Annotated in this window: 17 protein-coding genes and 1 pseudogene; 11 read left to right on the top strand and 7 right to left on the bottom strand. The window is 61.0% G+C overall.

The annotated features are described in order from the left end of the window. Positions 1–82: 82 nt before the first annotated feature. Positions 83–1,567 (bottom strand): sodium/proline symporter PutP, encoded by a 1,485-nt coding sequence (gene putP, locus ACTJKS_RS08130; RefSeq protein ID WP_108181475.1) that lies wholly within the window; start codon positions 1,565–1,567, stop codon positions 83–85. A 456-nt stretch (positions 1,568–2,023) separates the two neighbouring features. On the opposite strand from putP, the gene putA reads away from it, so the two are divergent. After that, positions 2,024–5,977 (top strand): trifunctional transcriptional regulator/proline dehydrogenase/L-glutamate gamma-semialdehyde dehydrogenase, encoded by a 3,954-nt coding sequence (gene putA / locus ACTJKS_RS08125; protein ID WP_108181474.1) that lies wholly within the window; start codon positions 2,024–2,026, stop codon positions 5,975–5,977. A gap of 260 nt (positions 5,978–6,237) precedes the next feature. Next, positions 6,238–8,040, top strand: a complete 1,803-nt coding sequence (locus ACTJKS_RS08120; protein ID WP_108181473.1) for an acyl-CoA dehydrogenase — start codon at positions 6,238–6,240, stop codon at positions 8,038–8,040. 91 nt (positions 8,041–8,131) lie between these two features. Here the strand turns inward: ACTJKS_RS08120 and ACTJKS_RS08115 are convergent, their stop codons facing one another. From ACTJKS_RS08115 to ACTJKS_RS08105, 3 genes are all read right to left on the bottom strand, one after another. Further along, entirely contained in the window at positions 8,132–10,069 is a 1,938-nt protein-coding gene (locus ACTJKS_RS08115; protein WP_108181472.1) for a methyl-accepting chemotaxis protein, read from the bottom strand. Between the two features lie 99 nt (positions 10,070–10,168). Continuing rightward, positions 10,169–10,471: a cell division protein ZapA gene (locus ACTJKS_RS08110; RefSeq protein WP_007967308.1), complete on the bottom strand. Its 303-nt coding sequence runs from the start codon at positions 10,469–10,471 to the stop codon at positions 10,169–10,171. After that, positions 10,468–10,698, bottom strand: coding sequence for a hypothetical protein (locus ACTJKS_RS08105; RefSeq protein WP_007967306.1), 231 nt, complete (start codon positions 10,696–10,698; stop codon positions 10,468–10,470). The genes ACTJKS_RS08110 and ACTJKS_RS08105 overlap by 4 nt, the downstream gene beginning before the upstream one ends. Positions 10,699–10,946: 248 nt before the next feature. Here ACTJKS_RS08105 and ACTJKS_RS08100 point away from each other — a divergent pair. The 5 genes and pseudogenes from ACTJKS_RS08100 to selO form a co-directional block, all read left to right on the top strand. Further along, positions 10,947–11,699: pseudogene (locus ACTJKS_RS08100) on the top strand (MCP four helix bundle domain-containing protein); the annotation flags it as partial. Between the two features lie 30 nt (positions 11,700–11,729). Continuing rightward, entirely contained in the window at positions 11,730–12,602 is an 873-nt protein-coding gene (locus tag ACTJKS_RS08095; RefSeq protein WP_371851408.1) for a methyl-accepting chemotaxis protein, read from the top strand. Between the two features lie 302 nt (positions 12,603–12,904). Beyond that, positions 12,905–14,647, top strand: a complete 1,743-nt coding sequence (locus ACTJKS_RS08090; RefSeq protein WP_262947737.1) for a potassium/proton antiporter — start codon at positions 12,905–12,907, stop codon at positions 14,645–14,647. Positions 14,648–14,681: 34 nt separating this feature from the next. Continuing rightward, the gene (gene mscK / locus ACTJKS_RS08085; protein ID WP_108181470.1) at positions 14,682–18,035 is read left to right on the top strand and encodes a mechanosensitive channel MscK; all 3,354 of its coding nucleotides are present in this window, start codon (positions 14,682–14,684) and stop codon (positions 18,033–18,035) included. A gap of 48 nt (positions 18,036–18,083) precedes the next feature. Next, positions 18,084–19,547, top strand: a complete 1,464-nt coding sequence (selO, locus tag ACTJKS_RS08080) for a protein adenylyltransferase SelO (RefSeq protein ID WP_262947736.1) — start codon at positions 18,084–18,086, stop codon at positions 19,545–19,547. Positions 19,548–19,553: 6 nt separating this feature from the next. Here selO and ACTJKS_RS08075 read toward each other — a convergent pair whose 3' ends face one another. Continuing rightward, on the bottom strand, positions 19,554–19,955 hold the full coding sequence (locus tag ACTJKS_RS08075) for a helix-turn-helix domain-containing protein (protein WP_108181469.1): 402 nt from the start codon (positions 19,953–19,955) through the stop codon (positions 19,554–19,556). Next, positions 19,952–20,248 carry a type II toxin-antitoxin system HigB family toxin gene (locus tag ACTJKS_RS08070; RefSeq protein WP_047290919.1) on the bottom strand — a complete coding sequence of 99 codons (297 nt, stop codon included), beginning with the start codon at positions 20,246–20,248 and terminating at the stop codon, positions 19,952–19,954. Before ACTJKS_RS08070 ends, ACTJKS_RS08075 begins: the two co-directional genes overlap by 4 nt. A gap of 193 nt (positions 20,249–20,441) precedes the next feature. Between ACTJKS_RS08070 and trxC the strand changes: the two genes are divergently transcribed. Then, positions 20,442–20,876, top strand: a complete 435-nt coding sequence (gene trxC / locus ACTJKS_RS08065) for a thioredoxin TrxC (RefSeq protein WP_108181468.1) — start codon at positions 20,442–20,444, stop codon at positions 20,874–20,876. A 113-nt stretch (positions 20,877–20,989) separates the two neighbouring features. On the opposite strand, the gene ACTJKS_RS08060 is transcribed toward trxC, so the two are convergent. Then, complete coding sequence (locus ACTJKS_RS08060) at positions 20,990–21,760, bottom strand: ParA family protein (protein ID WP_041074859.1); 771 nt, start codon at positions 21,758–21,760, stop codon at positions 20,990–20,992. A 362-nt stretch (positions 21,761–22,122) separates the two neighbouring features. On the opposite strand from ACTJKS_RS08060, the gene ACTJKS_RS08055 reads away from it, so the two are divergent. Genes ACTJKS_RS08055 through ACTJKS_RS08045 form a run of 3 tightly spaced genes read left to right on the top strand, consistent with a single transcriptional unit; the run spans position 22,123 to position 23,883 of the window. Further along, a complete protein-coding gene (locus tag ACTJKS_RS08055) occupies positions 22,123–22,842 on the top strand; it encodes a beta-ketoacyl synthase chain length factor (RefSeq protein ID WP_041074861.1) in 720 nt (239 codons plus the stop codon). Further along, positions 22,818–23,624: a lysophospholipid acyltransferase family protein gene (locus ACTJKS_RS08050; RefSeq protein ID WP_041074863.1), complete on the top strand. Its 807-nt coding sequence runs from the start codon at positions 22,818–22,820 to the stop codon at positions 23,622–23,624. The genes ACTJKS_RS08055 and ACTJKS_RS08050 overlap by 25 nt, the downstream gene beginning before the upstream one ends. Beyond that, positions 23,608–23,883 (top strand): phosphopantetheine-binding protein, encoded by a 276-nt coding sequence (locus tag ACTJKS_RS08045; protein ID WP_108181466.1) that lies wholly within the window; start codon positions 23,608–23,610, stop codon positions 23,881–23,883. Before ACTJKS_RS08050 ends, ACTJKS_RS08045 begins: the two co-directional genes overlap by 17 nt. Positions 23,884–23,889 lie beyond the last annotated feature (6 nt).

Raw genomic sequence — 23,889 nt, 5'->3', positions numbered from 1 at the left:
ATTCGAGAAATCACGGGCATAAAAAAACAGCCCGCCTCCTGTAGGAAACGGGCCGTTTTTCTGTGAGCCGAAGCTCAGTGCATCACTTGTTCAGGTGGAAATCTTTTTCCGCCGCTTCGAAGCGCTGCACCATGCCTTTGGTTGGCTCGCCAATTTTGCTGACGATGTAAATCGCCAGACTGGCGAAGATGAAGCCCGGGATGATTTCGTACAGACCCATCACCTCGAAATGCTTCCACACCACCACGGTGATGGCGCCGACCAGGATGCCGGCCAGTGCGCCGTTGCGGGTCATGTCTTTCCAGATCACCGAGATCAGCACTACTGGACCGAACGCGGCACCGAAACCGGCCCAGGCGTAGGACACCAGGCCCAGCACGCGGTTTTCCGGGTTGGCGGCCATGGCGATAGCGATCAGCGCCACCAGCAACACCATCGCGCGACCGACCCACACCAGCTCAACCTGGGAAGCAGATTTGCGCAGGAAGGTTTTGTAGAAGTCTTCGGTCAGGGCGCTCGAGCACACCAGCAACTGGCAGCTCAGGGTGCTCATGACCGCGGCGAGAATCGCCGACAGCAGGACACCAGCCACCCACGGATTGAAGAGGATTTTCGCCAGTTCGATGAACACCCGTTCGTGGTTCTCGGTGACTGGGCCGGCCACTTCCGGGTGCGCCGAGAAGTAGGCGATACCGAAGAAGCCCACGGCGACGGTGCCGCCCAGGCACAGGATCATCCAGGTCATGGAGATGCGACGGGCGTTGGCAATCGACTTCACCGAGTCAGCGGCCATGAAACGCGCGAGGATGTGCGGCTGACCGAAGTAACCCAGACCCCAGCCCATCAGCGAGATGATGCCGATGAAGGTGGTGCCCTTGAGCATGTCGAAGTTGCTTGGATCCTGGGCTTCGATGGCGAGGAACGTGGTATCGACGCCACCAGTGGCCAGCAATACGATGATCGGCGTCAGCAGCAAAGCGAAGATCATCAGCGTGGCTTGCACGGTGTCAGTCCAGCTCACCGCGAGGAAACCGCCGACGAAGGTGTAGGCAATTGTCGCCGCAGCACCGGCCCACAGCGCCGTCTCGTAGGACATGCCGAAGGTGCTTTCGAACAGACGGGCGCCGGCCACGATGCCGGAAGCGCAGTAAATGGTGAAGAACACCAGAATCACCACCGCCGAGATGATGCGCAGCAGGCCGCTTTTGTCTTCGAAACGGCTGGAGAAGTAGTCCGGCAGGGTCAGGGCATCGCCGTTGTGCTCGGTCTGCACGCGCAGACGGCCAGCGACGAACAGCCAGTTCAGGTAGGCACCGACGATCAGGCCGATGGCGATCCAGCTTTCGGACAGACCGGACATGTAGATGGCGCCCGGCAGGCCCATCAGCAACCAGCCGCTCATGTCGGAAGCACCGGCGGACAAAGCCGTTACCACGCTGCCGAGGCTGCGGCCGCCAAGAATGTAGTCGGAAAGGTTGTTGGTGGAGCGATAGGCCATGAAGCCGATCAGCACCATTGCTGCGATGTAGATCACGAACGTGATCAGTGTTGGATTGCTTACGCTCATTAAGTTACGCCCTGGCTTTGTTTTTATGTAGCAGCGGTGATCAATCGCACACAAACGACGATGTTTGGCAGACGAAACGGGATCCCGCGCATTTAGGACTGATGTTTCCCCAGGAAAGCCACCAGCCGATGCACCGGGTATTCCCGGTTGCACCTTGGGCGCGAATGCTATGCAACAAAGTAAAAAAGGTGCAACCAGTTTCTGGCGATTAAGTTGCACCTAGTCGGATATACCGATAAATACGCCGTTTTTGCTCCTTTTTAGCGCAGTCACGGCGCTCCGCTAGAAGTAAAAGCACCAAGCAGGAGCGGCACTTCAGTACCAGAAAATAATTCCTGACGAAGCGTTTATTTTTCCGACAAAAAAGGGTTGCACCCGGTTGCACCTCTTTCGGCGCACGGCTAATCTTGCCGCCAGCTGATGCCACGCAACTGTGGCAACCATGAGGATAAAAATATGGCTACCACCACCCTTGGGGTCAAACTCGATGACCCGACCCGCGAGCGCCTGAAGGCTGCCGCGACCTCGATTGATCGCACACCGCACTGGCTGATCAAGCAGGCAATTTTCAATTACCTGGAAAAACTCGAGGGTGGTGCAACCCTGACCGAGCTGAACGGTTTGACCGCCAAGGACAGCGACGACGCCGGTGAAGTCCACACCGATCACGCGCACCAGTGCTTCCTCGAATTCGCTGAAAGCATCCTGCCGCAATCGGTACTGCGCGCCTCGATCACCGCTGCTTACCGTCGCCCTGAGCCGGAAGTGGTGCCGATGCTGATCGAGCAGGCGCGCCTGCCGGCTCCGATGGCCGAAGCCACCAACAAACTCGCCGCGACCATCGCGGAAAAACTGCGTAACCAGAAAAGTGCCGGCGGTCGTGCAGGCATTGTTCAGGGCCTGCTGCAGGAATTTTCCCTGTCGTCCCAAGAAGGCGTGGCCCTGATGTGCCTGGCCGAAGCGCTGCTGCGCATCCCGGACAAGGGCACTCGCGATGCACTGATTCGCGACAAGATCAGCACCGGCAACTGGCAGCCGCACCTGGGCAACAGCCCGTCGCTGTTCGTCAATGCGGCGACCTGGGGTCTGCTGCTGACCGGTAAACTGGTGTCGACCCACAACGAAGCCGGCCTGACTTCGTCACTGAGCCGGATCATCGGCAAGAGCGGCGAGCCGATGATCCGCAAGGGCGTCGACATGGCGATGCGCCTGATGGGCGAGCAGTTCGTCACCGGCGAAACCATCGCCGAAGCACTGGCTAACGCGAGCAAGTTCGAAGCCAAGGGCTTCCGTTATTCCTACGACATGCTCGGTGAAGCGGCGCTGACCGAACACGACGCGCAGAAGTACCTGGCGTCGTACGAACAAGCCATCCACTCGATCGGCAAAGCCTCCCACGGTCGTGGGATTTATGAAGGCCCGGGCATTTCCATCAAGCTCTCGGCCCTGCACCCGCGCTACAGCCGTGCGCAGTACGAGCGCGTGATGGACGAGTTGTACCCGCGCCTGCTGTCGCTGACCCTGCTGGCCAAGCAATACGACATCGGCCTGAACATCGACGCCGAAGAAGCCGACCGCTTGGAGCTGTCGCTGGATCTGCTCGAGCGCCTGTGCTTCGAACCGCAACTGACCGGCTGGAACGGCATCGGTTTCGTGATTCAGGCTTATCAGAAGCGTTGCCCGTACGTGATCGACTACGTAATCGATCTGGCCCGTCGCAGCCGTCATCGCCTGATGATCCGTCTGGTGAAAGGCGCGTACTGGGACAGCGAAATCAAGCGCGCCCAGGTCGAAGGCCTGGAAGGCTATCCGGTCTACACCCGCAAGGTGTACACCGACGTTTCCTACATCGCCTGCGCGCGCAAACTGCTGTCGGTGCCGGAAGTCATCTACCCGCAGTTCGCCACGCACAACGCCCACACCCTGTCGGCCATTTATCACATTGCCGGTCAGAACTATTACCCGGGCCAGTACGAATTCCAGTGCCTGCACGGCATGGGCGAACCGCTCTACGAGCAGGTTGTCGGCAAAGTTTCCGAAGGCAAGCTGAACCGTCCGTGCCGCGTGTACGCACCGGTTGGTACTCACGAAACCCTGCTGGCGTACCTGGTGCGTCGTCTGCTGGAAAACGGCGCCAACACCTCGTTCGTCAATCGCATCGCCGACCAGTCGATTTCGATTCAGGAACTGGTGGCCGATCCGGTGGCGCAGATCGAGCAGATGGCGACCGTGGAAGGTGGTTTCGGCCTGCCGCACCCGCGCATTCCGCTGCCGCGTGACCTGTACGGCGCCGAGCGCGCCAACTCCGCCGGCATCGACATGGCCAACGAACATCGTCTGGCCTCGCTGTCCTGCGCCCTGCTCGCCACTGCGCACAACAACTGGAAAGCCGCGCCAATGCTCGGTTGCACTTCCAGCAACGAAGCCCCGGCGCCAGTGCTGAACCCGGCGGATCACCGTGATGTGGTCGGTCACGTGCAAGAAGCTACCGTCGAAGACGTCGACAACGCGATCCAGTGCGCGCTGAATGCTGCGCCCATCTGGCAGGCCACCCCGCCAGCCGAGCGCGCGGCGATTCTGGAGCGTGCCGCCGACCTGATGGAAGGCGAGATCCAGCCACTGATGGGCCTGTTGGCCCGTGAAGCCGGCAAGACCTTCGCCAACGCCATCGCCGAAGTGCGTGAAGCGGTCGACTTCCTGCGTTATTACGCGGTGCAGGCGCGCAACGATTTCAGCAATGACGCCCACCGCCCACTGGGCCCGGTGGTGTGCATCAGCCCGTGGAACTTCCCGCTGGCCATCTTCAGCGGTCAGGTCGCTGCCGCACTGGCCGCCGGTAACCCGGTACTGGCCAAACCGGCCGAGCAGACTCCGCTGGTTGCCGCGCAAGCCGTGCGTTTGCTGCTGGAAGCCGGGATTCCCGAAGGCGTGCTGCAACTGCTGCCGGGTCGCGGTGAAACCGTTGGTGCCGGTCTGGTCGGTGATGAGCGCGTCAAAGGCGTGATGTTCACCGGCTCCACCGAAGTCGCGCGTCTGCTGCAGCGCAATATCGCCGGTCGCCTCGACAACCAGGGCCGCCCGATTCCGCTGATCGCTGAAACCGGCGGGCAGAACGCGATGATCGTCGATTCTTCGGCACTGACCGAACAAGTGGTGATCGACGTGGTGTCCTCGGCCTTCGACAGCGCCGGTCAGCGTTGCTCGGCCCTGCGCGTGCTGTGCCTGCAGGAAGATTCCGCCGACCGCGTCATCGAAATGCTCAAAGGCGCGATGGCTGAAAGCCGTCTCGGCAACCCTGAGCGCCTGTCCGTGGACATTGGCCCGGTGATTGACGCCGAAGCCAAGGCCGGCATCGACAAGCACATCCAGGCCATGCGCGATAAAGGTCGCAGCGTGTACCAGGTGGCTATCGCCGACAGTGAAGAAGTCAAACGCGGCACCTTCGTCATGCCGACCCTGATCGAACTGGAAAGCTTCGACGAGCTGCAACGCGAGATCTTCGGCCCGGTGCTGCACGTGGTGCGCTACAAGCGCAAGGACATCGACCAGTTGATCGGCCAGATCAATGCCTCCGGTTATGGCCTGACCCTCGGCGTACACACCCGCATCGACGAGACCATCGCCAAGGTGATCGACAACGTCAACGCCGGTAACGTCTACGTCAACCGCAACATCGTCGGTGCCGTGGTCGGCGTGCAGCCATTCGGCGGCGAAGGCCTGTCGGGGACTGGCCCGAAAGCCGGTGGTCCGCTGTACCTCTACCGTCTGCTGTCGACGCGTCCTACGGACGCCATCGAACAATCCTTCGCTCGCGGTGATGCGCTCGTCGCCCCGGACGTGCGTCTGCGTGAGGCCATGAGCAAACCGCTGAACGCTTTCAAGGCCTGGGCCGAGAGCAACAAATACGCCGAACTGAGCACCCTGTGCGCGCAATACGCTGCGCAGTCGCAAAGCGGTATCACCCGCGTGCTGGCCGGCCCGACCGGCGAGAAAAACAGCTACGCGATCCTGCCGCGTGAACACGTGCTGTGCCTGGCGGACGTCGAAGGTGATCTGCTGACCCAACTGGCGGCGGTATTGGCGGTCGGCGGTTCGGCGGTATGGCCGGAATCCGACATCAGCAAGGCCTTGTTCGCACGCCTGCCGAAGGACGTTCAGGCGCGGATCAAACGGGTTGCCGACTGGCACAAGGATGAAGTGGTGTTTGATGCCGTGCTGCATCATGGTCATTCCGACCAGTTGCGTGGCGTCTGCCAGCAGATCGCCAAGCGGGCCGGTGCGATCGTGGGCGTTCAGGGCCTGTCCCAGGGCGAGACCAACATCGCGCTGGAGCGCCTGGTGATCGAGCGCGCACTGAGCCTCAACACGGCGGCGGCGGGTGGTAATGCGAGCCTGATGACTATCGGTTAAAAACCGTTAAGCCGGGTACTGCACAGGTGCCCGGTTCAGCAGAAAAAACTGTGGGAGCTGGCTTGCCAGCGATAGCGATGTGTCAGCCACCATTAATGGTGATTGCTCCGCCGCCATCGCTGGCAAGCCAGCTCCCACAGTTGTTTTGGGGTGTTTGCAAAGTTGTTGCGGGGCTCCAACATCACGCCCATCAATCATCCTGTTCAGCCTTTATCAGCGAGCCTAGACTCGGCCCAACCCCAATTTTCAGGTAGGCCGCCATGTCCGAGACGCTGCTCAGTTCCCGCAATCTGGCTTTCGAGCTGTACGAAGTCCTCGATGCCGAGGGCCTGACCCGGCGTGAGCTTTTTGCCGAGCACAACCGTGAAACCTTCGATGCGGCGATCGGCACCGCGCGCAGCATCGCCGAGAAATACTTCGCGCCGCACAACCGCAAGGGCGACGAGAACGAGCCGCGCTACGAAAATGGTCAGGCGGTTCTGATCCCGGAAGTGAAACCGGCGGTGGACGCATTCCTCGAGGCCGGCTTCCTGAATGCCGCGCGCAGTTTCGAAGCGGGCGGCATGCAATTGCCGACGCTGCTGTCGCAAGCGTGCTTTGCGCACTTTCAAGCGGCGAACGCGGCAACCACGTCCTACCCGTTCCTGACCATGGGCGCGGCCAACCTGATCGAAAGCTTCGGCAGCGACGAGCAGAAACAGCGCTTCCTGCAACCGATGATCGACGGGCGCTTCTTCGGCACCATGGCCCTGACCGAACCGCACGCCGGCTCGTCGCTGTCGGATATTCGCACCCGCGCCGAGCCGGCGTCTGACGGCACCTATCGCCTGAAGGGCAACAAGATCTTCATTTCCGGCGGCGATCATCCGCTGTCGGAAAACATCGTGCACATGGTGCTGGCCAAACTGCCCGACGCGCCGCCAGGCGTGAAAGGTATTTCGCTGTTCATCGTGCCGAAGTTTCTGGTCAATGCTGACGGCAGCCTCGGCCAGCGCAACGATGTGCTGCTGGCCGGGCTGTTCCACAAGATGGGCTGGCGCGGCACCACTTCCACCGCGCTGAACTTCGGCGATAATGGCGAGTGCGTCGGCTATCTGGTGGGCAAGCCGCACCATGGTTTGAGCTACATGTTCCAGATGATGAATGAGGCGCGGATCGGCGTCGGCATGGGCGCAGTGATGCTCGGTTACGCCGGTTACCTGTACTCGCTGGAATACGCCCGCGAACGCCCGCAAGGGCGGGTGCCGGACAGCAAGGATCCAACCACCGCGCCAGTGGCGATCATTCAGCACGCCGATGTCAGACGCATGCTGTTGACGCAAAAGTCCTACGTCGAAGGGGCGTTTGACCTCGGTTTGTACGCGGCGCGACTGTTCGATGACACCACGACGCTGGAGACCGAAGCCGAGCGTAAACAGGCCCATGAGCTGCTGGATCTGCTGACGCCGATCGTCAAATCCTGGCCGTCGGAGTTCTGCCTGAAGGCCAACGAATTGGCGATCCAGATTCTCGGCGGCCACGGTTACACCCGCGAATACCCGGTTGAGCAGTATTACCGCGACAACCGCCTGAACCCGATCCACGAAGGCACCCACGGCATCCAGTCGCTGGACTTGCTCGGGCGCAAACTGGCGCAGAACGGCGGCGCCGGATTGAAGCAACTGATCCGCCTGATCGCCAACACCGCCGAGCGCGCGACCGCGTATGAATCGTTGACCGCACTGCGTGAGCCACTGGAGCAACTGGTGGCGCGCCTGCAAACAGTCACCATCGGCCTGCTGACCGATCTGGCGCAGGGCAAGGTCAACAGCAGCCTGGCGAATTCGGCGCTGTACTTGAAGGTATTCGGGCACACGGTGATTGGCTGGCGCTGGCTGGAACAGGCGATCCGCGCCGAGGAAGGTCTGGCCAAAGGCAATGCGGCAGATGCTGACTTCTATCAGGGCAAGCTGCAGGCGGCGCGCTTTTTCCTGACGTGGGAAGTGCCGGGCTGTCACCATGAGCTGACGTTGCTGGAGGCGCGGGATGATACGTGTCTGGCGATGCAGGATGGGTGGTTCTAAAAGCAAAAGATCGCAGCCTTCGGCAGCTCCTACAGGGACCACATTCCCATGTAGGAGCTGCCGAAGGCTGCGATCTTTTGATCTTGCTCCTTTAGCTCAACTTGAACCCACCCATCTGCCGCGCCAGATCATCCGCCAACCGCTGCAACATCTGACAATCCTCACGACACGCCCGCACCTCTCCCGCCGTGGCCCGGGCCAGATCGGAAATCCCCTGCACGTTGCGGTTGATCTCTTCAGTCACCGCCGACTGTTCTTCTGTCGCGGTTGCCACTTGATGGTTCATGTCACTGATGCGCTCGACCTGCCCGGTAATCGCGGTCAGGGAGGCGCCGGTACGCTGGCTCGACTCAACCCCGGTGCCGGTCGCCGCCTGCCCGGTACGCATCGATGACACCGCATTCTCCGCGCCTTGCTTGAGGCTGCCGATCATCTGCTGGATCTCGTCAGTAGACGCCTGAGTCCTGCGCGCCAAGGTGCGCACTTCATCGGCCACCACGGCAAACCCACGGCCCATGTCCCCGGCCCGCGCGGCTTCGATGGCAGCGTTGAGCGCCAGCAGATTGGTCTGCTCGGACACCCCGCGAATCACTGCCAGCACCGAATCGATCGACGCCACCTGATGCGCCAGCTCACCCACCGCGCCCGCCGCCACGCCAATATCATCGGACATGCTTTCGATATGACGAATCGAACCGCCAACCACTTCCCGCGCCTGCAACGCTTCATCCCGGGCGGTTTGCGAGGCGAGAGCGGCGTTGCCGGCGTTCTGCGCGATTTCCTGCACGGTCAGGCCCATCTCATGCACCGCGGTGGCGACCATGTCGGTCATTTCCTGCTGACGTCCGGAGCGTTCAGCGGTGTTTTCCACCACTTTCGCCACTTGGCCGACGGCTGTGCGCAGGCGCTCGCTGGTGGTCAGCACTTCGCCGATCAGCCCGCGCTGGCTGTCGAGGAAACGGTTGAAGCCTCGGGCCAGATCGCCCAGCTCATCGGCGCGACTGGAATCTAACCGATGGGTCAAATCTCCACCGCCGCTACCGATCGCTACCAGCGCGGCTGTTACCTGACGAATCGGTCGCACCAGCCCCTGGGCCAGCCACACCACCAGCGCCAGGCACACCAGCGCCACCGCCAAGCCGATACCGCCGCTCATCCACATCGCCTTGCGGGCTTCGGCGTAGATCTGCGCTTGCGGCACTTCGGCCACCAGCGTCCAGCCCAGATCGCGCAGCGGCAGGCTGAAGGCGAGGAAGTCTTCGCCATCGCGCTGGAACGAGCTGTTGGTGGCGACTTTTTGACCCATGACCGCTTGCGCCGCCGACGCACCGATTTGCTCCGTGAGGGTGCGCTTGCCGCTGAACTGCGCCTCGGGATGGACCTGGATCAAACCGTCGGAACGCACGAGATAGACCTTGCCGCGTTCGCCAAAGCTGAAGTTGTGGATCAGCTCCGACAGCTCTTTCATGCTCAAGCCCAGCCCGGCGACACCGACCACTTTGCCGGCCTGCTCGACCTTCAAGTCGATGAACAGCGCCAATTCTCCAGTGGCGCCATCGTTGTCGATGTTCAGGGTGCGCGGCTGGTTGCTGTCGAGGAAGGAATAGAACCAGGCATCGGCTGGTTTGGTCCGGCTGAGCGTGCGATCCAGGCCTTTTTCGGTGATGTAGTGATTGGAGTCACTGCCGATGATCAACGCAGTGAAGGCTTTATGTTCGGCGCGGATGCCTTCCAGATACTGCGCGAAGGCCGCTGTTTTGCTGCTGTCTTCACCCGAGGCCAGCCAGTCGCGCACCATGCTGTTGCTGGCGATGTCTTTGGCGGCGGTCAGCGGCTGGACGAGGATGCGTTCGATGTCGTTGCGCGTCGCTTCGATGCTCGACGGCAGCGCTTGTTCGACCAGATAGCTCTGGGCGAGGCGGTTGACCACCAGGGTATAAATGCCAACCACGATCAGGATGCTGACCAGCAGGGCGGTGCCCATGCTGAGAATCAGCTGCCATTGAATACTGCGTCGCCACAACTGCATGGAGCACCCCCAAAGAATAAGTGGCCGAAACAATGCAACAGCCGTGCCGATTGTATACAACCTGATCGACAATCTATTCTTTGGTTGTGCGCAACCCCATCAGCCCTGATTGATGGTCTTGGCGATGGTGTCGACCGTGGCGCTGACTTGCTCTTGGTAACGGTCGAGTTCCTGCTGGTGCTGCTTCTTCATTTCGATCTGCTGCGAGCACAGGTTCATCGCTGCCAGCACCAGCAAGCGGTCACCGATCAGCGTCGGGTATTTGCGTTTGGTGTCGGCCAGTGCGGCCTTGAGCATCAGTGCGGCGTCCAGCAGGGTCTGTTCTTCCCCGGCCGGTGCCTTGATCGAATAGTCCTCCCCGAGAATGGAGATGACTTTTACCCCTGCGGTGCCGTGGTTCATGCGCTGACAGGGCCTGCGTTGACGCGATCAACCAGGGCCTGGATGCGCGCTGCGGTGGCGCCATGCTTCTCTTCCTGTTCCATCAGGCTCAGTTGCAGGCTTTCGTTTTCATCCTTGGCCTGGGCCAGTTCCGTGGACAGGGTCTGGTTGGTTTGCGCGAGGGTCTGGTTCTGTTGCACCAGGTCGCTGACGAGCTGTTCCAATTGGCTGAGGGATGCTTCCAACATTTTGATCTTCCAGGCGTTTTTCAAAGGGCGCGTACGATAAAGAAAAGTCACTGCGGATGCCAGGGTTATACCGGCGCAAGGCCTTGATTTTCCTGGCGGCCGACCGTTCTCGCGAGTTTAAAAGACTGTGATCTGCCGATCTGGTTCCTGCACTTCGTCGCTCAGACCCCTATGCGACAAATACGCACAGTGCCTCAAGACTTTAGTCGTATGACCGATAAGTCATCCATACAGCAGTCTCAGCCCGCATGGATGCGGCCCTTTCTGGTATCCGCGCCATGTCCCTTCGCAATATGAATATCGCCCCCCGGGCGTTTACCGGTTTCGCCCTGATCGGCGGCCTGATGCTGATTCTCGGCGTGTTCGCCCTGAACCAGATGAGCAAAATCCGCGGCGCTGCCGAGGACATCACCAACAGCAGCGTGCCGAGTATCAAGAACCTCGACGAGTTCACGCAGCTGACCTTGCGCCTGCGGGTGCTGTCGTATCGCTTGCTGGTCAACCGCGAGCCGGACGTGCAGCAGAAGACCATGGAACTGCTGGACACCCGCAACCAGCAGATCCGCGCCGCCCAATCGGCCTATGAGCCGTTGATCAGCGGCCCGCAGGAACGCGCGGCCTACGATCAATATGTGCAGTTGCTGGGCCAGTACCGCCAGATCGAAGACCGGATGAAGAGCCTGTCGCGCAACAATCAGGTGGACGAGCTGCGCAACCTGCTCAACACCGAGTTGCTGAACAACTCCGAAGCGATGAACACCGTGCTCAACCGCCTGATGCAGATCAACGGCGAGCAGATCAGCCAGACCAATCAAGAGGCGGTCGACCAGTATTCCTCGGCGTTCAATCTGGTGGTCACCCTGCTGGTGGTGGCGACCGGCCTGACCTTCCTGTTCGCCTGGCTGCTGACCATCAGCATCACCAAGCCGATTTCCAAAGCGCTGGACGCGGCGGAAACCATCGCCGAAGGCAACCTGACCCAGCCGATCCACGTCGACGGCACCGACGAAGCCGGGCGTCTGCTCGCGGCCATGGCCAAGATGCAATCGAAGCTGCGCGACACCTTGCAGCGCATCTCCGGCTCGGCCACCCAGCTGGCTTCCGCTGCCGAAGAGCTGAACAGCGTCACCGACGAAAGCGCCCGTGGCCTGACCCAGCAGAACAACGAAATCGAGCAGGCCGCCACCGCGGTCAACGAGATGACCAGCGCCGTGGAAGAAGTCGCGCGCAATGCGGTAAGCACTTCGGAAGCCTCGAAGAACGCCACCACTTCGGCGGGCGACGGCCGTGATCTGGTACAGGAAACCGTCAGCGCCATCGAACGCATGAGCGCCGATGTACAGAGCACTGCGACCCTGATCGGCGATCTGGCGAATGAATCCCGTGACATCGGCAAGGTGCTGGACGTGATTCGTGGTCTGGCGGATCAGACCAACCTGCTGGCCCTGAACGCGGCGATTGAAGCGGCCCGTGCCGGTGAAGCCGGACGTGGTTTCGCCGTAGTCGCCGATGAGGTGCGTGCCCTGGCGCATCGCACCCAACAGTCGACCAGCGAAATCGAACGCATGATCGGCAGCATCCAGAGCGGCACCGAACACGCCGTGGATTCGATGCGCAACAGCACCGAGCGTGCCGAATCGACGCTGAACATTGCGCGTGGCGCCGGGATGTCGCTGGACACCATCAACAGCGCGATCGTCGAGATCAACGAGCGCAATCTGGTGATCGCCAGCGCCGCCGAGGAGCAGGCGCAAGTGGCCCGCGAAGTGGATCGCAACCTGGTGAACATCCGCGACCTGTCGGTGCAGTCGGCCACCGGCGCGAATCAGACCAGTGCGGCGAGTAACGAGCTCTCGCGCCTGGCGCTGGACCTGAACAATATGGTCGGGCGGTTCAGCCTGTAAGGCCCACTTCGCCATATCGGGAGCACTCCATTGTGGCGAGGGGATTCATCCCCGATGGGTGGCGAAGCCGCCCCAAACCCGGCTAACAAGGTGGATCAGGTTTGCTCCATCAGCCGGTTTACGACTGCTTCGCAGCCGATCGGGGATAAATCCCCTCACCACAGTTTTCATTCGGTGCACATTCAATGTGATGCCAGCGTAAAAACCTTTTTGACAGCATCACATTTCAACAGGTTAGAATCGCTGGCACGCAGACTGCATGGTCAGTTTGTGCCCGTCTTTACGCTTCTGGAGTACTGCCTTTGAATGCGACGACCATCAACAGCCTGTTCTTGATCGGCGCGTTGCTGGTAGGTGCGAGCATTCTTGTCAGCTCACTGTCCTCCCGTCTCGGCATCCCCATTCTGGTGATCATCCTCGCGGTCGGCATGACCGCCGGGGTCGATGGCGGCGGGATCATTTTCGATAACTACCCGACGGCTTATCTGGTCGGCAACCTCGCACTGGCGGTGATCCTCCTCGACGGTGGCTTGCGCACCCGGGTTTCGAGTTTCCGCGTGGCCCTGTGGCCGGCGCTGTCGCTGGCGACGGTCGGGGTCTTGATTACCACCGGTCTGACCGGCATGGCCGCCGCGTGGCTGTTCGACCTGAACCTGATTCAGGGCCTGCTGATCGGTGCCATCGTCGGTTCGACTGACGCCGCTGCGGTGTTCTCGCTGCTCGGCGGCAAGGGCCTCAACGAACGGGTGACCGCCAGCCTGGAAATCGAATCCGGCAGCAACGACCCGATGGCGGTGTTCCTCACCGTGACCCTGATCGACATGCTCGCCAGCGGCCAGACCGGCCTGCACTGGAGCCTGCTGACGCACCTGATCCGCGAATTCGGCATCGGCGGCGTGATCGGCCTCGGCGGTGGCTGGCTGATGCTGCAACTGGTTAACCGGATCAACCTCGCCACCGGCCTGTACCCGATTCTGGTGATCGCCGGCGGTCTGGTGGTGTTCGCCCTGACCAACGCCCTGCACGGCAGCGGCTTCCTCGCGGTGTACCTGTGCGGTCTGGTGATCGGCAACCGCCCGGTGCGCAGCCGTCACGGCATCCTGCATATGCTCGACGGCATGGCCTGGCTGGCGCAGATCGGCATGTTCCTCGTGCTGGGGCTGCTGGTCACTCCGCATGATTTGCTGCCGATCGCCCTGCCCGCCCTCGGTCTGGCGCTGTGGATGATTCTGTTCGCCCGGCCGCTGTCGGTGATCGTCGGCCTGCTGCCGTTCAAGGCGTTCCATGGTCGCGAGAAAGCGTTTATTTCCTGGGTCGGTCTGCGCGGCGCGGTACCGATCATTCTCGCAGTGTTCCCGTTGATGGCCGGGCTGCCGAATGCGCAGCTGTACTTCAACCTCGCGTTCTTCATCGTGCTGGTGTCGCTGCTGGTGCAGGGCACAAGCCTGCCGTGGGTCGCCAGACTGCTCAAGGTGACAGTGCCGCCGGAGCCGGCCCCGATCTCGCGATCGGCGCTGGAGGTGCACATCACCAGCGAGTGGGAGCTGTTCGTTTACAAACTCGGCACCGAGAAATGGTGCATCGGTTCGCCCCTGCGTGAGCTGAAAATGCCCGAAGGGACACGTATCGCCGCGCTGTTTCGTGGCCAGCAACTGCTCCATCCGTCGGGTAGTACGGTGCTGGAAGTCGATGATTTGCTGTGTGTTATCGGCCATGAACACAACCTGCCGGCCCTCGGCAAACTGTTCAGCCAGGCGCCGCAACGCGGCCTCGACCTGCGCTTCTTCGGTGACTTCGTCCTCGAAGGAGACGCCCAGTTTAAAGCGGTTGCAGCGCTTTACGGGTTGTCGGCCGAGGGCATTGATCCGGACATGACCCTGGGCGCGTTCATTGCCCAGAAGGTTGGCGGCGCGCCGATCGTAGGCGACCAGGTGGAGTGGAACAACACCCACTGGACGGTCGCGGTCATGGACGGGAACAAGATCGGCAAAGTGGGCGTCAGATTCCCGGAAGGAAGTCGCCCGGGTCCCGGTCTCTTCCTCTAAACTGCGTCCACTCTCACTTGCTTGACCGGTCTCTATGCCTACCCTGCGCTCTTTCTTTTTCGCGGCCCTGCTGGGCCTGAGTCTTTCCGTCGGCCCGCTGTATGCCGCTGAACCGCCGTCCAGCGAAGCCGTGCAGGCCAGCCTGGACAAACTGGCCGACAGCAAACTGCCGGATGCCGACAAAAAGACCCTGCAAACGGTCCTGCAAACCACGCTCAACCAGCTCAACAGCCGGCGTGATTACGAGCAGAAGCTGATCGACCTCAAGCAGCAACTGGCCTCCGCCCCGCGGCAGACCATCGAGAACACCCGTGAACTCACGCGCCTCAAGGCCACGGCAGTGGTGCCGGTGGCGCAGCGTTTCAGCAAAGAGTCGATCCAGCAGCTGGAGCAGATCCTCACCGATCGCTCGACCCAGCAAAGTGACCTGCAAAAAGCCCTGGCCGATGCCAACAGCCTGATCATCACCGCCCAGACTCGCCCAGAGCGTGCGCAGGCAGAAATCTCTGCCAGCCAGACGCGCATCCAGCAGATCAACAACATCCTCAAGTCCGGCAAGGACAGCGGCAAGACCGTCAGTGCCGAACAACGCGATCAATTGAACGCCGAGCTCGCCGCGTTGAACGCACTGATCCCGCTGCGTCGCCAGGAACTGGCCGGCAACAGCCAGTTGCAGGATCTGGGCAACAGCCAGCACGACCTGCTCACGGAAAAGTCCGACCGACTCGATCGCGAGATCCAGGAACTGCAGACGCTGATCAACCAGAAGCGCCTGGCACAGTCGCAGGAAACCGTCACCCAGCAATCGATCGAGGCACAGAAGGCCGGCGGCAGCAGCCTGCTCGCCACTGAAAGCGCCGCCAACCTCAAACTTTCCGATTACCTGCTCAAAAGCACCGACCGCCTCAACGAAGTCACCCAACAGAACCTGCAGACCAAACAGCAACTCGACAGCCTGACCCAGAGCGACTCCGCCCTCGACGAGCAGATCAACGTGCTCAAGGGCAGCCTGCTGCTGTCGAAGATTCTCTATAAGCAGAAGCAGGCGTTGCCGCGGCTCAAGGTCGACCGCGATCTGGCGGACCAGATCGCCGACATTCGCCTGTATCAGTTCGAAGTCAGTCAGCAGCGCGAACTGCTGAGCAACCCGGCGACCTACGTCGACAACCTGCTTTCCACCCAGCCACCGGAACAAGTCACCCCGCAACTGCGCAAGAGCCTGATGGAACTGGCCAACACCCGCGCCGATCTGCTGGAACGTCTGAACCGCGAGCTGAGCGCGGTGCTCAACGAATCGATCACCCTGCAACTCAACCAGAAACAACTGCTGAGCACCGCGCAGAGCCTGCGTGCGACCCTCGACGAGCAGATGTTCTGGATCCCCAGCAACAAGCCACTGGACACGGAATGGCTACGCGGTGTGCCGGAGCGGCTCAAGCGGCAGATCGATACCCTGCCGCTGGCCTCAAGCCTGAGCGAGCTGACCGACGGCCTGACCCAGCGTCCGCTGCTGTTTCTGCCGCTGGCCCTGCTGATCGGCGCTCTGCTGTGGCGGCGCAAGGCGCTGTATGCGCGGCTGAACAAGGTTCACCAGGACATCGGTCACTTCAAGCGTGACAGCCAGTGGCATACCCCGCAGGCGATCCTGATCAACATTCTGCTGGCGATGCCGGTGGCCCTTGGCCTGGCGCTGTGCGGGCTGGCCCTGCAGATCGACGCCCGCGGGCAGAACGCCAACATGGGCGCGGCGCTGCTGCAAATGGGTCAGGCGTGGCTGGTGTTCTACACCGCTTACCGAATTCTCTCGCCAGGCGGTGTGGCCGAGTTGCATTTCCGCTGGGACAAGCCGCAGGTCGAGTTCCTGCAGGGCTGGATCCGCCGCCTCGGGCTGGTGGTGATGGCGCTGGTGACCGTGGTGGCGGTGGCCGAGCTGCAACCGGCGGCGCTGGCCGACGACGTCATCGGCATGCCGGTGGTGCTGACCTGCTACGCGCTGATGGCGTGGCTGCTCAGCCGCCTGTTGATCAGCAGCCCGGCCCACGAAAACACCTCGCTGTTCCGCAAGGCCGTGGGCGTGATGTTCACTCTGTTGCCAATCGCCCTGTTCGTCGCGGTGTGCTTCGGCTACTACTACACCGCGCTGAAACTCAGCGACCGGTTGATCAACACCCTGTACCTGCTGATGTTCTGGCTGGTGATCGAAGCCACGTTCGTGCGCGGTCTGGCGGTCGCTGCACGCCGCCTGGCCTATCAGCGCGCCCTGGCCAAACGTCAGGCGGCCAAGGAGGCCGGCGACGGCGAAGCGGTGATCGAAGAGCCGACCCTGGACATCGAGAAGGTCAACGAACAGTCCCTGCGCCTGATCCGTCTGGCGCTGCTCGGTGGCTTCATCGCCGCGCTGTACTGGGTCTGGGCTGACCTGATCTCGGTGTTCTCGTACCTCGACAACATCACCCTCTACGAATACACCAGCGGCACCGGCGCCAACATGAGCATGGTGCCGATCAGCATCGGCGACATGCTCGGCGCGCTGATCATCATCGGCATCACCTTCGCCCTGGCGCGCAACCTGCCGGGTCTGCTCGAAGTGTTCGTGCTGTCGAAACTCAATCTGGCGCAGGGCAGCGCCTATGCGACCACGACGCTGCTGTCCTACGTGATCGCCGGCGTCGGTTTCGTTTCCACGCTGTCGACCCTCGGCGTCAGCTGGGACAAGTTGCAGTGGCTGGTGGCGGCGCTGTCGGTCGGCCTCGGTTTCGGTATGCAGGAGATCTTCGCCAACTTCATCTCCGGCATCATGATCCTGTTCGAACGCCCGGTGCGGATCGGTGACACCATCACCATCGGCAACCTGTCGGGCACCGTGAGCAAGATCCGCATCCGCGCCACCACCATCACCGATTTCGACCGCAAGGACATCATTGTCCCGAACAAGACGTTCATTACCGGGCAACTGATCAACTGGTCGCTGACCGACACCATTACCCGCGTCACACTGAAACTCGGTGTGGATTACGGCTCCGACCTGGATCTGGTCAAGGAACTGCTGCTCAAGGCCGCCCGGGAAAACCCGCGCGTCCTCAAGGAACCCGAGCCGCATGTGTACTTCCTCAACTTCGGCGAAAGCACCCTCGATCACGAACTGCGCATGCACGTGCGTGACCTCGGTGACCGCAACCCGGTGATCGATGAAGTGAACCGCTTCATCAACCGCGAATTCAAGAAGCAGCACATCAACATCTCGTTCCGCCAGATGGAGGTGTACCTGAAAAACCTTCATGGTCAGGAATACAAGCTGGTACCCATCGAAGACGAGAACAAAACCATCGTCCCGATCGGCGCGGAGCAAAAGCCGCTGCAAGAGCCGCCGCCGGCCAAACTCGACTAACCGGTCTGATCCCAGCAGAATGCTCGGACATTCTGCTGGAGCCGGCCCTTGAAAGCCCTCGACGAACTGACCTTCGACAATCGCTTCGCCCGCCTCGGCGACGCGTTCTCCGCCCATGTGCTGCCCGAGCCGATCGACAACCCGCGTCTGGTCGTCGCCAGCCCGGCGGCGCTGGCCCTGCTCGATATCGAGCCGACGACGGCGGACACTCAGGAATTTGCCGAACTGTTCGGCGGCCACAAGCTGTGGGCCGATGCCGAGCCGCGGGCGATGGTCTATTCCGGGCACCAGTTTGGCGGCTACACGCCACAACTGGGCGATGGTCGCGGGCTGTTGCTCGGCGAGGTGTATAACCAGGCCGGCGAACATTGGGATCTGCATCTGAAGGGCGCCGGGCAGACGCCGTTTTCGCGCATGGGCGATGGTCGGGCGGTGCTGCGTTCATCGATCCGTGAATTTCTCGCTTCCGAAGCGCTGCACGCGCTGAACATCCCGTCTTCACGCGCGGCCTGCGTGATCGGCTCCGACACTCCGGTATGGCGTGAAAAGCAGGAACGCGCGGCGATGGTGTTGCGTCTGGCGCCGAGCCACATCCGCTTCGGCCACTTCGAATACTTCTACTACACCAAGCGTCCCGAGCAGCAGAAGCAGCTCGGCGAGCATGTATTGGCGATGCACTATCCCGAATGCCTGGAGCAGCCGGAACCGTATCTGGCAATGTTCCGCGAGATCGTCGAGCGCAATGCCGAACTGATCGCCAAGTGGCAGGCCTACGGCTTCTGTCACGGGGTGATGAACACCGACAACATGTCGATTCTCGGCATCACCTTCGACTTCGGCCCGTTCGCCTTCCTCGACGATTTCGATGCCCACTTCATCTGCAACCATTCCGATGATCAGGGTCGCTACTCGTTCAGCAATCAAGTGCCGATCGGCCAGTGGAACCTCAGCGCCCTGGCCCAGGCGTTGACGCCGTTCATCAGCGTCGAAGCCCTGCGCGAAACCCTCGGTTTGTACCTGCCGCTGTTTCAGGCGCATTACCTCGACCTGATGCGCCGCCGCCTCGGCTTCACCAGCGCCGAAGATGACGACCAGAAATTGCTCGAAGACCTGCTGCAGCTGATGCAGAACAGCGGCGTCGACTACACCTTGTTTTTCCGCCGCCTCGGCGAAGATTCAGCAGAACAGGCTGTCGCCCAATTGCGCGATGACTTCGTCGACATCAAAGGCTTCGACGCCTGGGGCGAGCGCTACGTGGCACGGGTTGCCCGCGATGGTGACAGCGATCAGGCACAACGCCGTACGCGGATGCACGCGGTCAATCCGCTGTACATCCTGCGCAACTACCTGGCGCAAAAGGCCATCGATGCCGCCGAACAAGGCGACTACTCCGAGGTGCGCCGGCTGCATGCGGTGTTGAGCAAACCGTTCGACGAACAGCCGGGAATGGAAGGTTATGCCGAACGGCCGCCGGAGTGGGGCAAGCATCTGGAGATCAGTTGTTCGTCTTGAGGCAGCCTAGATGAATACGTCTACAGGCACCTTGAAGTAGTCGGCCAGCCAGCGAACTTGCCGCAAGTTCAACTTGCGCTTGCCGTTCAGAATTTCCGAAACAACGGATTGAGTACCCACACCCGGCAGGTCGCTCTGAGTCAGTCCATGTTCGCGCATCAGGTAGCCGAGGACCTCTTCGCCGCTCGCCTCGGCCATCGGATGGTGTGTGCGATCCCACTCCCCAATCCAGTCACTGATGATGTCCACCAGACTCGCGAGTGGGTGCGAGCCATCATCACCGGTTATCTCAAGGATCTCGTCAACGGCCTGAACCAAGGCGTCGTAATCCTCTTCATTTTTCGGTTTGCGCAGCAACGGAGAGACAAACTCCCAGTGCTCGGCAACTGTCTTGATCAAACTACTCATACCTTTCCCTCCTTCCATTTGCCCCGATCGTATTCGCGGTGGTCGAGCACATGCTTGATGTAGAGCCTTTGTGACCGATAACTGACAAAAGCAATTAGCCTCAGTTTGTTGCCACCAATGTCGAAAACGTGGAGATCACCCACCTTGTCAGTGGCAGGAAATATCGACTTCATTGCCGCGAAGTCCTTTGGATAACTCCTGCTTGCCAGACGAAACCATTGCGCTAGCGCACTTGCTGCCTGTGGCCACTGCTCCTTGGCCTCTCGAATGGGTTTTTCACTGAACACATGCATGCAACATCCTTATCGCATTCTGCTATGGGGAGTTAATCACAAAACAAAATTATCGCAACTTGCGATACATCCAGGCAGACCAACGGTCTGCCTCGGTACGACTCAGCCTAGATCCAACATTGAAATCCGCATGATTGAAAATATGAGCAAACGTCTCCAACTAGGGTTTATCGCCCTTCACTGGACCTCGTTCATGACCACCCCATTGCTGATCCCCTGCCCCGCCTGCAACGGCCTCAACCGCATCCCCGCCGAACGTCTCGCCGACCAGCCAAAATGCGGGCGCTGCAAGTCCGAGGTGCTACTGAGCAAGCCGTTCGAACTCAAGCAAGGTGACTACGCCAGCCAGATCAAGGGTGATCTGCCGTTGTTAGTGGATGTGTGGGCGGACTGGTGCGGGCCGTGCAAATCGTTCGCGCCGGTATTCGAGCAGGCGGCGGCGCAGTTGGCGGGCAAGTGCCGGTTGGCCAAGCTCGACAGCGAAGCCAATCAGCAGTTGTCGGCGCAGTTGGGGATTCGTTCGATTCCGAGTTTGATTCTGTTCAAGAACGGCCGGGAAGTGGCGCGTCAGAGCGGGGCGTTTCCGTTGCCGCAGTTGCTGGCGTGGCTGCGTAGCCAGGGCATCTGACCCTCCACAGGACCCCATGTGGGAGCGAGCCCGCTCGCGAAGGCGCCCGTTCAGTCAACAGAGATGTTGAACGTGCTGGCCGCTTCGCGAGCAGGCTCGCTCCCACAGGAAAATCAGTGGTCTTCGAGCAGGTTGTGCAGCTCAACGAACTGCTGCGTCAGTTTGTGCCGTGGGTCGAGGTGGATCAGCGGGGTGCTGGCCTGGTGCGACTCGCGCATGCGCACCGAGCTGTTCAGATACACCGGCAGCACCGGCAAGCCCTCGGCAATCAACTCATCGAGAATCTGCTGCGGCAGACTGGCCCGGGCCTGGAACTGGTTGACCACGATGCCTTCGACTTCCAGGCCGTCGTTGTGGTCCTCCTTCAACTCTTCGATCTCCGCCAGCAGCCCGTACAGCGCCTGACGCGAGAAGCTGTCGCAATCGAAGGGAATCAATACCCGATCGGCAGCGATCAGCGCCGAAACCGCATAGAAGTTCAGCGCTGGCGGCGTATCGAGATAAATCCGATCGTATTCGCCGTCCAGCTCATCGAGTAATTTGCGCAGCTTGTTGATCTTGTGCTTGGCCTCAAGCTTGGGCTGCAGATCGGCCAGTTCAGCCGTGGCGGTGATGATGTGCAGGTTGTCGAACGGGGTTTCGTAGATGTCGGCCTGGTTTTTCTTCGAAAACGGCCCGGAAGACAGGGTCTGTTTGAAGAAGTCGGCAATGCCCATCGGTATGTCATCGCCAGTGAGCCCGGTCAGATACTGAGTGGAGTTGGCCTGGGCATCGAGGTCGACCAACAGCGTGCGATAGCCCTCGCTGGCACTCACTGCCGCCAGATTGCAGGCAATGCTGGATTTGCCCACACCACCTTTCTGATTGAACACCACGCGCCGCATGACAAAACCTCCGTGTATCAAAGAATGACCGAGTGTAGTTGCCTGTGCGTACGCTTCGCTACCTTCAACGACGCGGACTACAGAGTCAGGTGCAGAAATCAGCGGGCACAGAGGGCAAAAACCTGCCGTGTGCGCTGACAGGCCCGACAGACAAATCCGGCACGATCCGGATAATGGCCAAGTGACAGTTTTTCTGCGGACCACTCGGTACATTTTGCTGCGCAAAACGTAACCAACATTTGCTACACACTCGTCGCACCGGGATAATGCGCGCCACCCGGCGCCAAGCGCCACATCAGGTCAGCCGCGGCTTTGGCGACTCAAAGCGTCATAAAAAGCCCGCAGGGGCAGGATGAACATCCGTGATCAACTTCAACATCGCCCAATGGCGCGCATGGGCCCCGGGGCTCGACAGCGTGGACGCGTGGCAGGCCTGGAGCCGACAACCGGTCGTACTCCCGGACAGCGATGCCGCGCCCGATGTGTCGTTTCTGCCCGCCATGCAGCGCCGGCGCCTCAGCCGTCTGGCGCGCATGGCGTTCAGTGTCGGCTGGCCACTGGCCGACGGACGGGAAAACCTGCCGCTGGTGTTTGTTTCACGACACGGCGAAACCCCGCGCACCTTCGAGATCCTCAGTGACCTGGCCAAGGACGAGCCGTTGTCGCCGACGCAGTTCAGCCTGTCGGTGCACAACGCGATCATCGGTCTGTGGTCGATCATGCGCGGCGAAACCAGCGAAATGACGGCCCTTGCGGCAGCGGGCGATGGCCTGGAACATGGCATTCTCGAAGCGGCCGCCCTGCTCGATGAAGGCGCTCCGGCGGTGCTGCTGATCATCACCGAAGAACAGCCGCCCCAAGCCTATTCGCAGTGGATCGACGACGTGCCGTTCCCTTACGCGGTCGGTTTGCTGCTCACCCCCGGTACCGACTGGCGGCTGACCTTGAACAGCGGCCAGGAAGCAGTGTCCAAAGCGCACTGGCCACACGCACTGAACCTGTTGCGAACCCTGCTCGGTCAGCAAACCCATTGCCAACATGCCTGGAAAAATCGTGTATGGACCTGGCAACGCAACCCGTGACCGAGAAAAACCGCGACGCCTACTACTGGCGCCTCCTGGCCACCGCCGCAAGTTTCGCGCTGTTCGGGCTGGGCGGGTTGTGCTTGCGCCTGCTGGTGTTTCCGCTGCTCGGTTGCCTGCCCGGCGATGCCTTGAAACATCGTCAGCGCGCACGGCAGACCGTCAGTCGGCTGTTCTGGTTTTTCGTCCGTTTCATGGCCCGCACCGGCGTGCTGACGTATGACATTCAAGGGGCGGAACGTCTCGGTCGCCCGGGGCAAATGATCATCGCCAACCACCCGTCGCTGATCGACGTGGTGTTCCTGATCGGCCTCGTGCGTCAAGCCAATTGCGTGGTGAAGAAAAGCCTCTGGGAAAACCCGTTCACCCGTGGCCCGCTGCGCCGCACCGAATACATCAGCAATGACGGCAGCATGGACATGCTCGACGCCGCCGCCGAGTCCCTGCAAAACGGCCAGACCCTGATCATTTTCCCCGAAGGCACGCGCACTCAGCCCGGTCAGGCGCCAGCCTTTCATCGGGGGGCGGCGGCGATTGCCCTGCGCGGTGCGAAAATCCTTACGCCAGTGGTCATCAAGGTCAATCCGACCACCTTGACCAAGGCCGAACCCTGGTATCGGATCCCCCACCGCCGCGTGCACTTCAGTTTTCGTGTCGGGGCCGATATAGACCCACAGACTTTCGCCACGCAAGGCCCCGCACCGCAGGCCTCGCGCAAGCTCAACGATTATTTGCACTCTTACTTTATTAAGGAGCTCGCCGAAGATGAGCGATCTGAATAACCCTAGCCTGGTGCGCGACATCAAACGGCTGATCATCGATGCCCTGGGCCTCGAAGACATCAGCGTCGACGATATCGGTGACGAACAGACGCTGTTCGGCGAAGGGCTGGGCCTGGATTCGGTCGACGCGCTGGAACTGGGTCTGGCGATCCAGAAAAAATACGGCATCAAGATCGACGCCGACGCCAAAGACACCCGTAACCACTTCACCAACGTGGCGAGCCTTGCGGCATTCGTCACGGCAAAACAGGCAGCTTGAGACCGG

Origin of the sequence: Pseudomonas sp. 22189, assembly GCF_052045635.1 — a bacterium.
GTDB lineage: Bacteria > Pseudomonadota > Gammaproteobacteria > Pseudomonadales > Pseudomonadaceae > Aquipseudomonas > Aquipseudomonas parakoreensis.
The sequence above is the reverse complement of the archived record's forward strand: the minus strand, read 5'-3'. Positions and strand labels throughout refer to the sequence as shown.

Coding starts and splice junctions, on each gene's coding strand:
- ACTJKS_RS08050 (WP_041074863.1), top strand. CDS start 22,818: ATGGACCTGGCAACGCAACCCGTGACCGAGAAAAACCGCGACGCCTAC.
- trxC (WP_108181468.1), top strand. CDS start 20,442: ATGACCACCCCATTGCTGATCCCCTGCCCCGCCTGCAACGGCCTCAAC.
- ACTJKS_RS08075 (WP_108181469.1), bottom strand. CDS start 19,955: ATGAGTAGTTTGATCAAGACAGTTGCCGAGCACTGGGAGTTTGTCTCT.
- ACTJKS_RS08095 (WP_371851408.1), top strand. CDS start 11,730: ATGGCCAAGATGCAATCGAAGCTGCGCGACACCTTGCAGCGCATCTCC.
- ACTJKS_RS08060 (WP_041074859.1), bottom strand. CDS start 21,760: ATGCGGCGCGTGGTGTTCAATCAGAAAGGTGGTGTGGGCAAATCCAGC.
- ACTJKS_RS08115 (WP_108181472.1), bottom strand. CDS start 10,069: ATGCAGTTGTGGCGACGCAGTATTCAATGGCAGCTGATTCTCAGCATG.
- ACTJKS_RS08070 (WP_047290919.1), bottom strand. CDS start 20,248: ATGCATGTGTTCAGTGAAAAACCCATTCGAGAGGCCAAGGAGCAGTGG.
- mscK (WP_108181470.1), top strand. CDS start 14,682: ATGCCTACCCTGCGCTCTTTCTTTTTCGCGGCCCTGCTGGGCCTGAGT.
- putP (WP_108181475.1), bottom strand. CDS start 1,567: ATGAGCGTAAGCAATCCAACACTGATCACGTTCGTGATCTACATCGCA.
- ACTJKS_RS08045 (WP_108181466.1), top strand. CDS start 23,608: ATGAGCGATCTGAATAACCCTAGCCTGGTGCGCGACATCAAACGGCTG.
- putA (WP_108181474.1), top strand. CDS start 2,024: ATGGCTACCACCACCCTTGGGGTCAAACTCGATGACCCGACCCGCGAG.
- ACTJKS_RS08110 (WP_007967308.1), bottom strand. CDS start 10,471: ATGAACCACGGCACCGCAGGGGTAAAAGTCATCTCCATTCTCGGGGAG.
- ACTJKS_RS08120 (WP_108181473.1), top strand. CDS start 6,238: ATGTCCGAGACGCTGCTCAGTTCCCGCAATCTGGCTTTCGAGCTGTAC.
- ACTJKS_RS08105 (WP_007967306.1), bottom strand. CDS start 10,698: ATGTTGGAAGCATCCCTCAGCCAATTGGAACAGCTCGTCAGCGACCTG.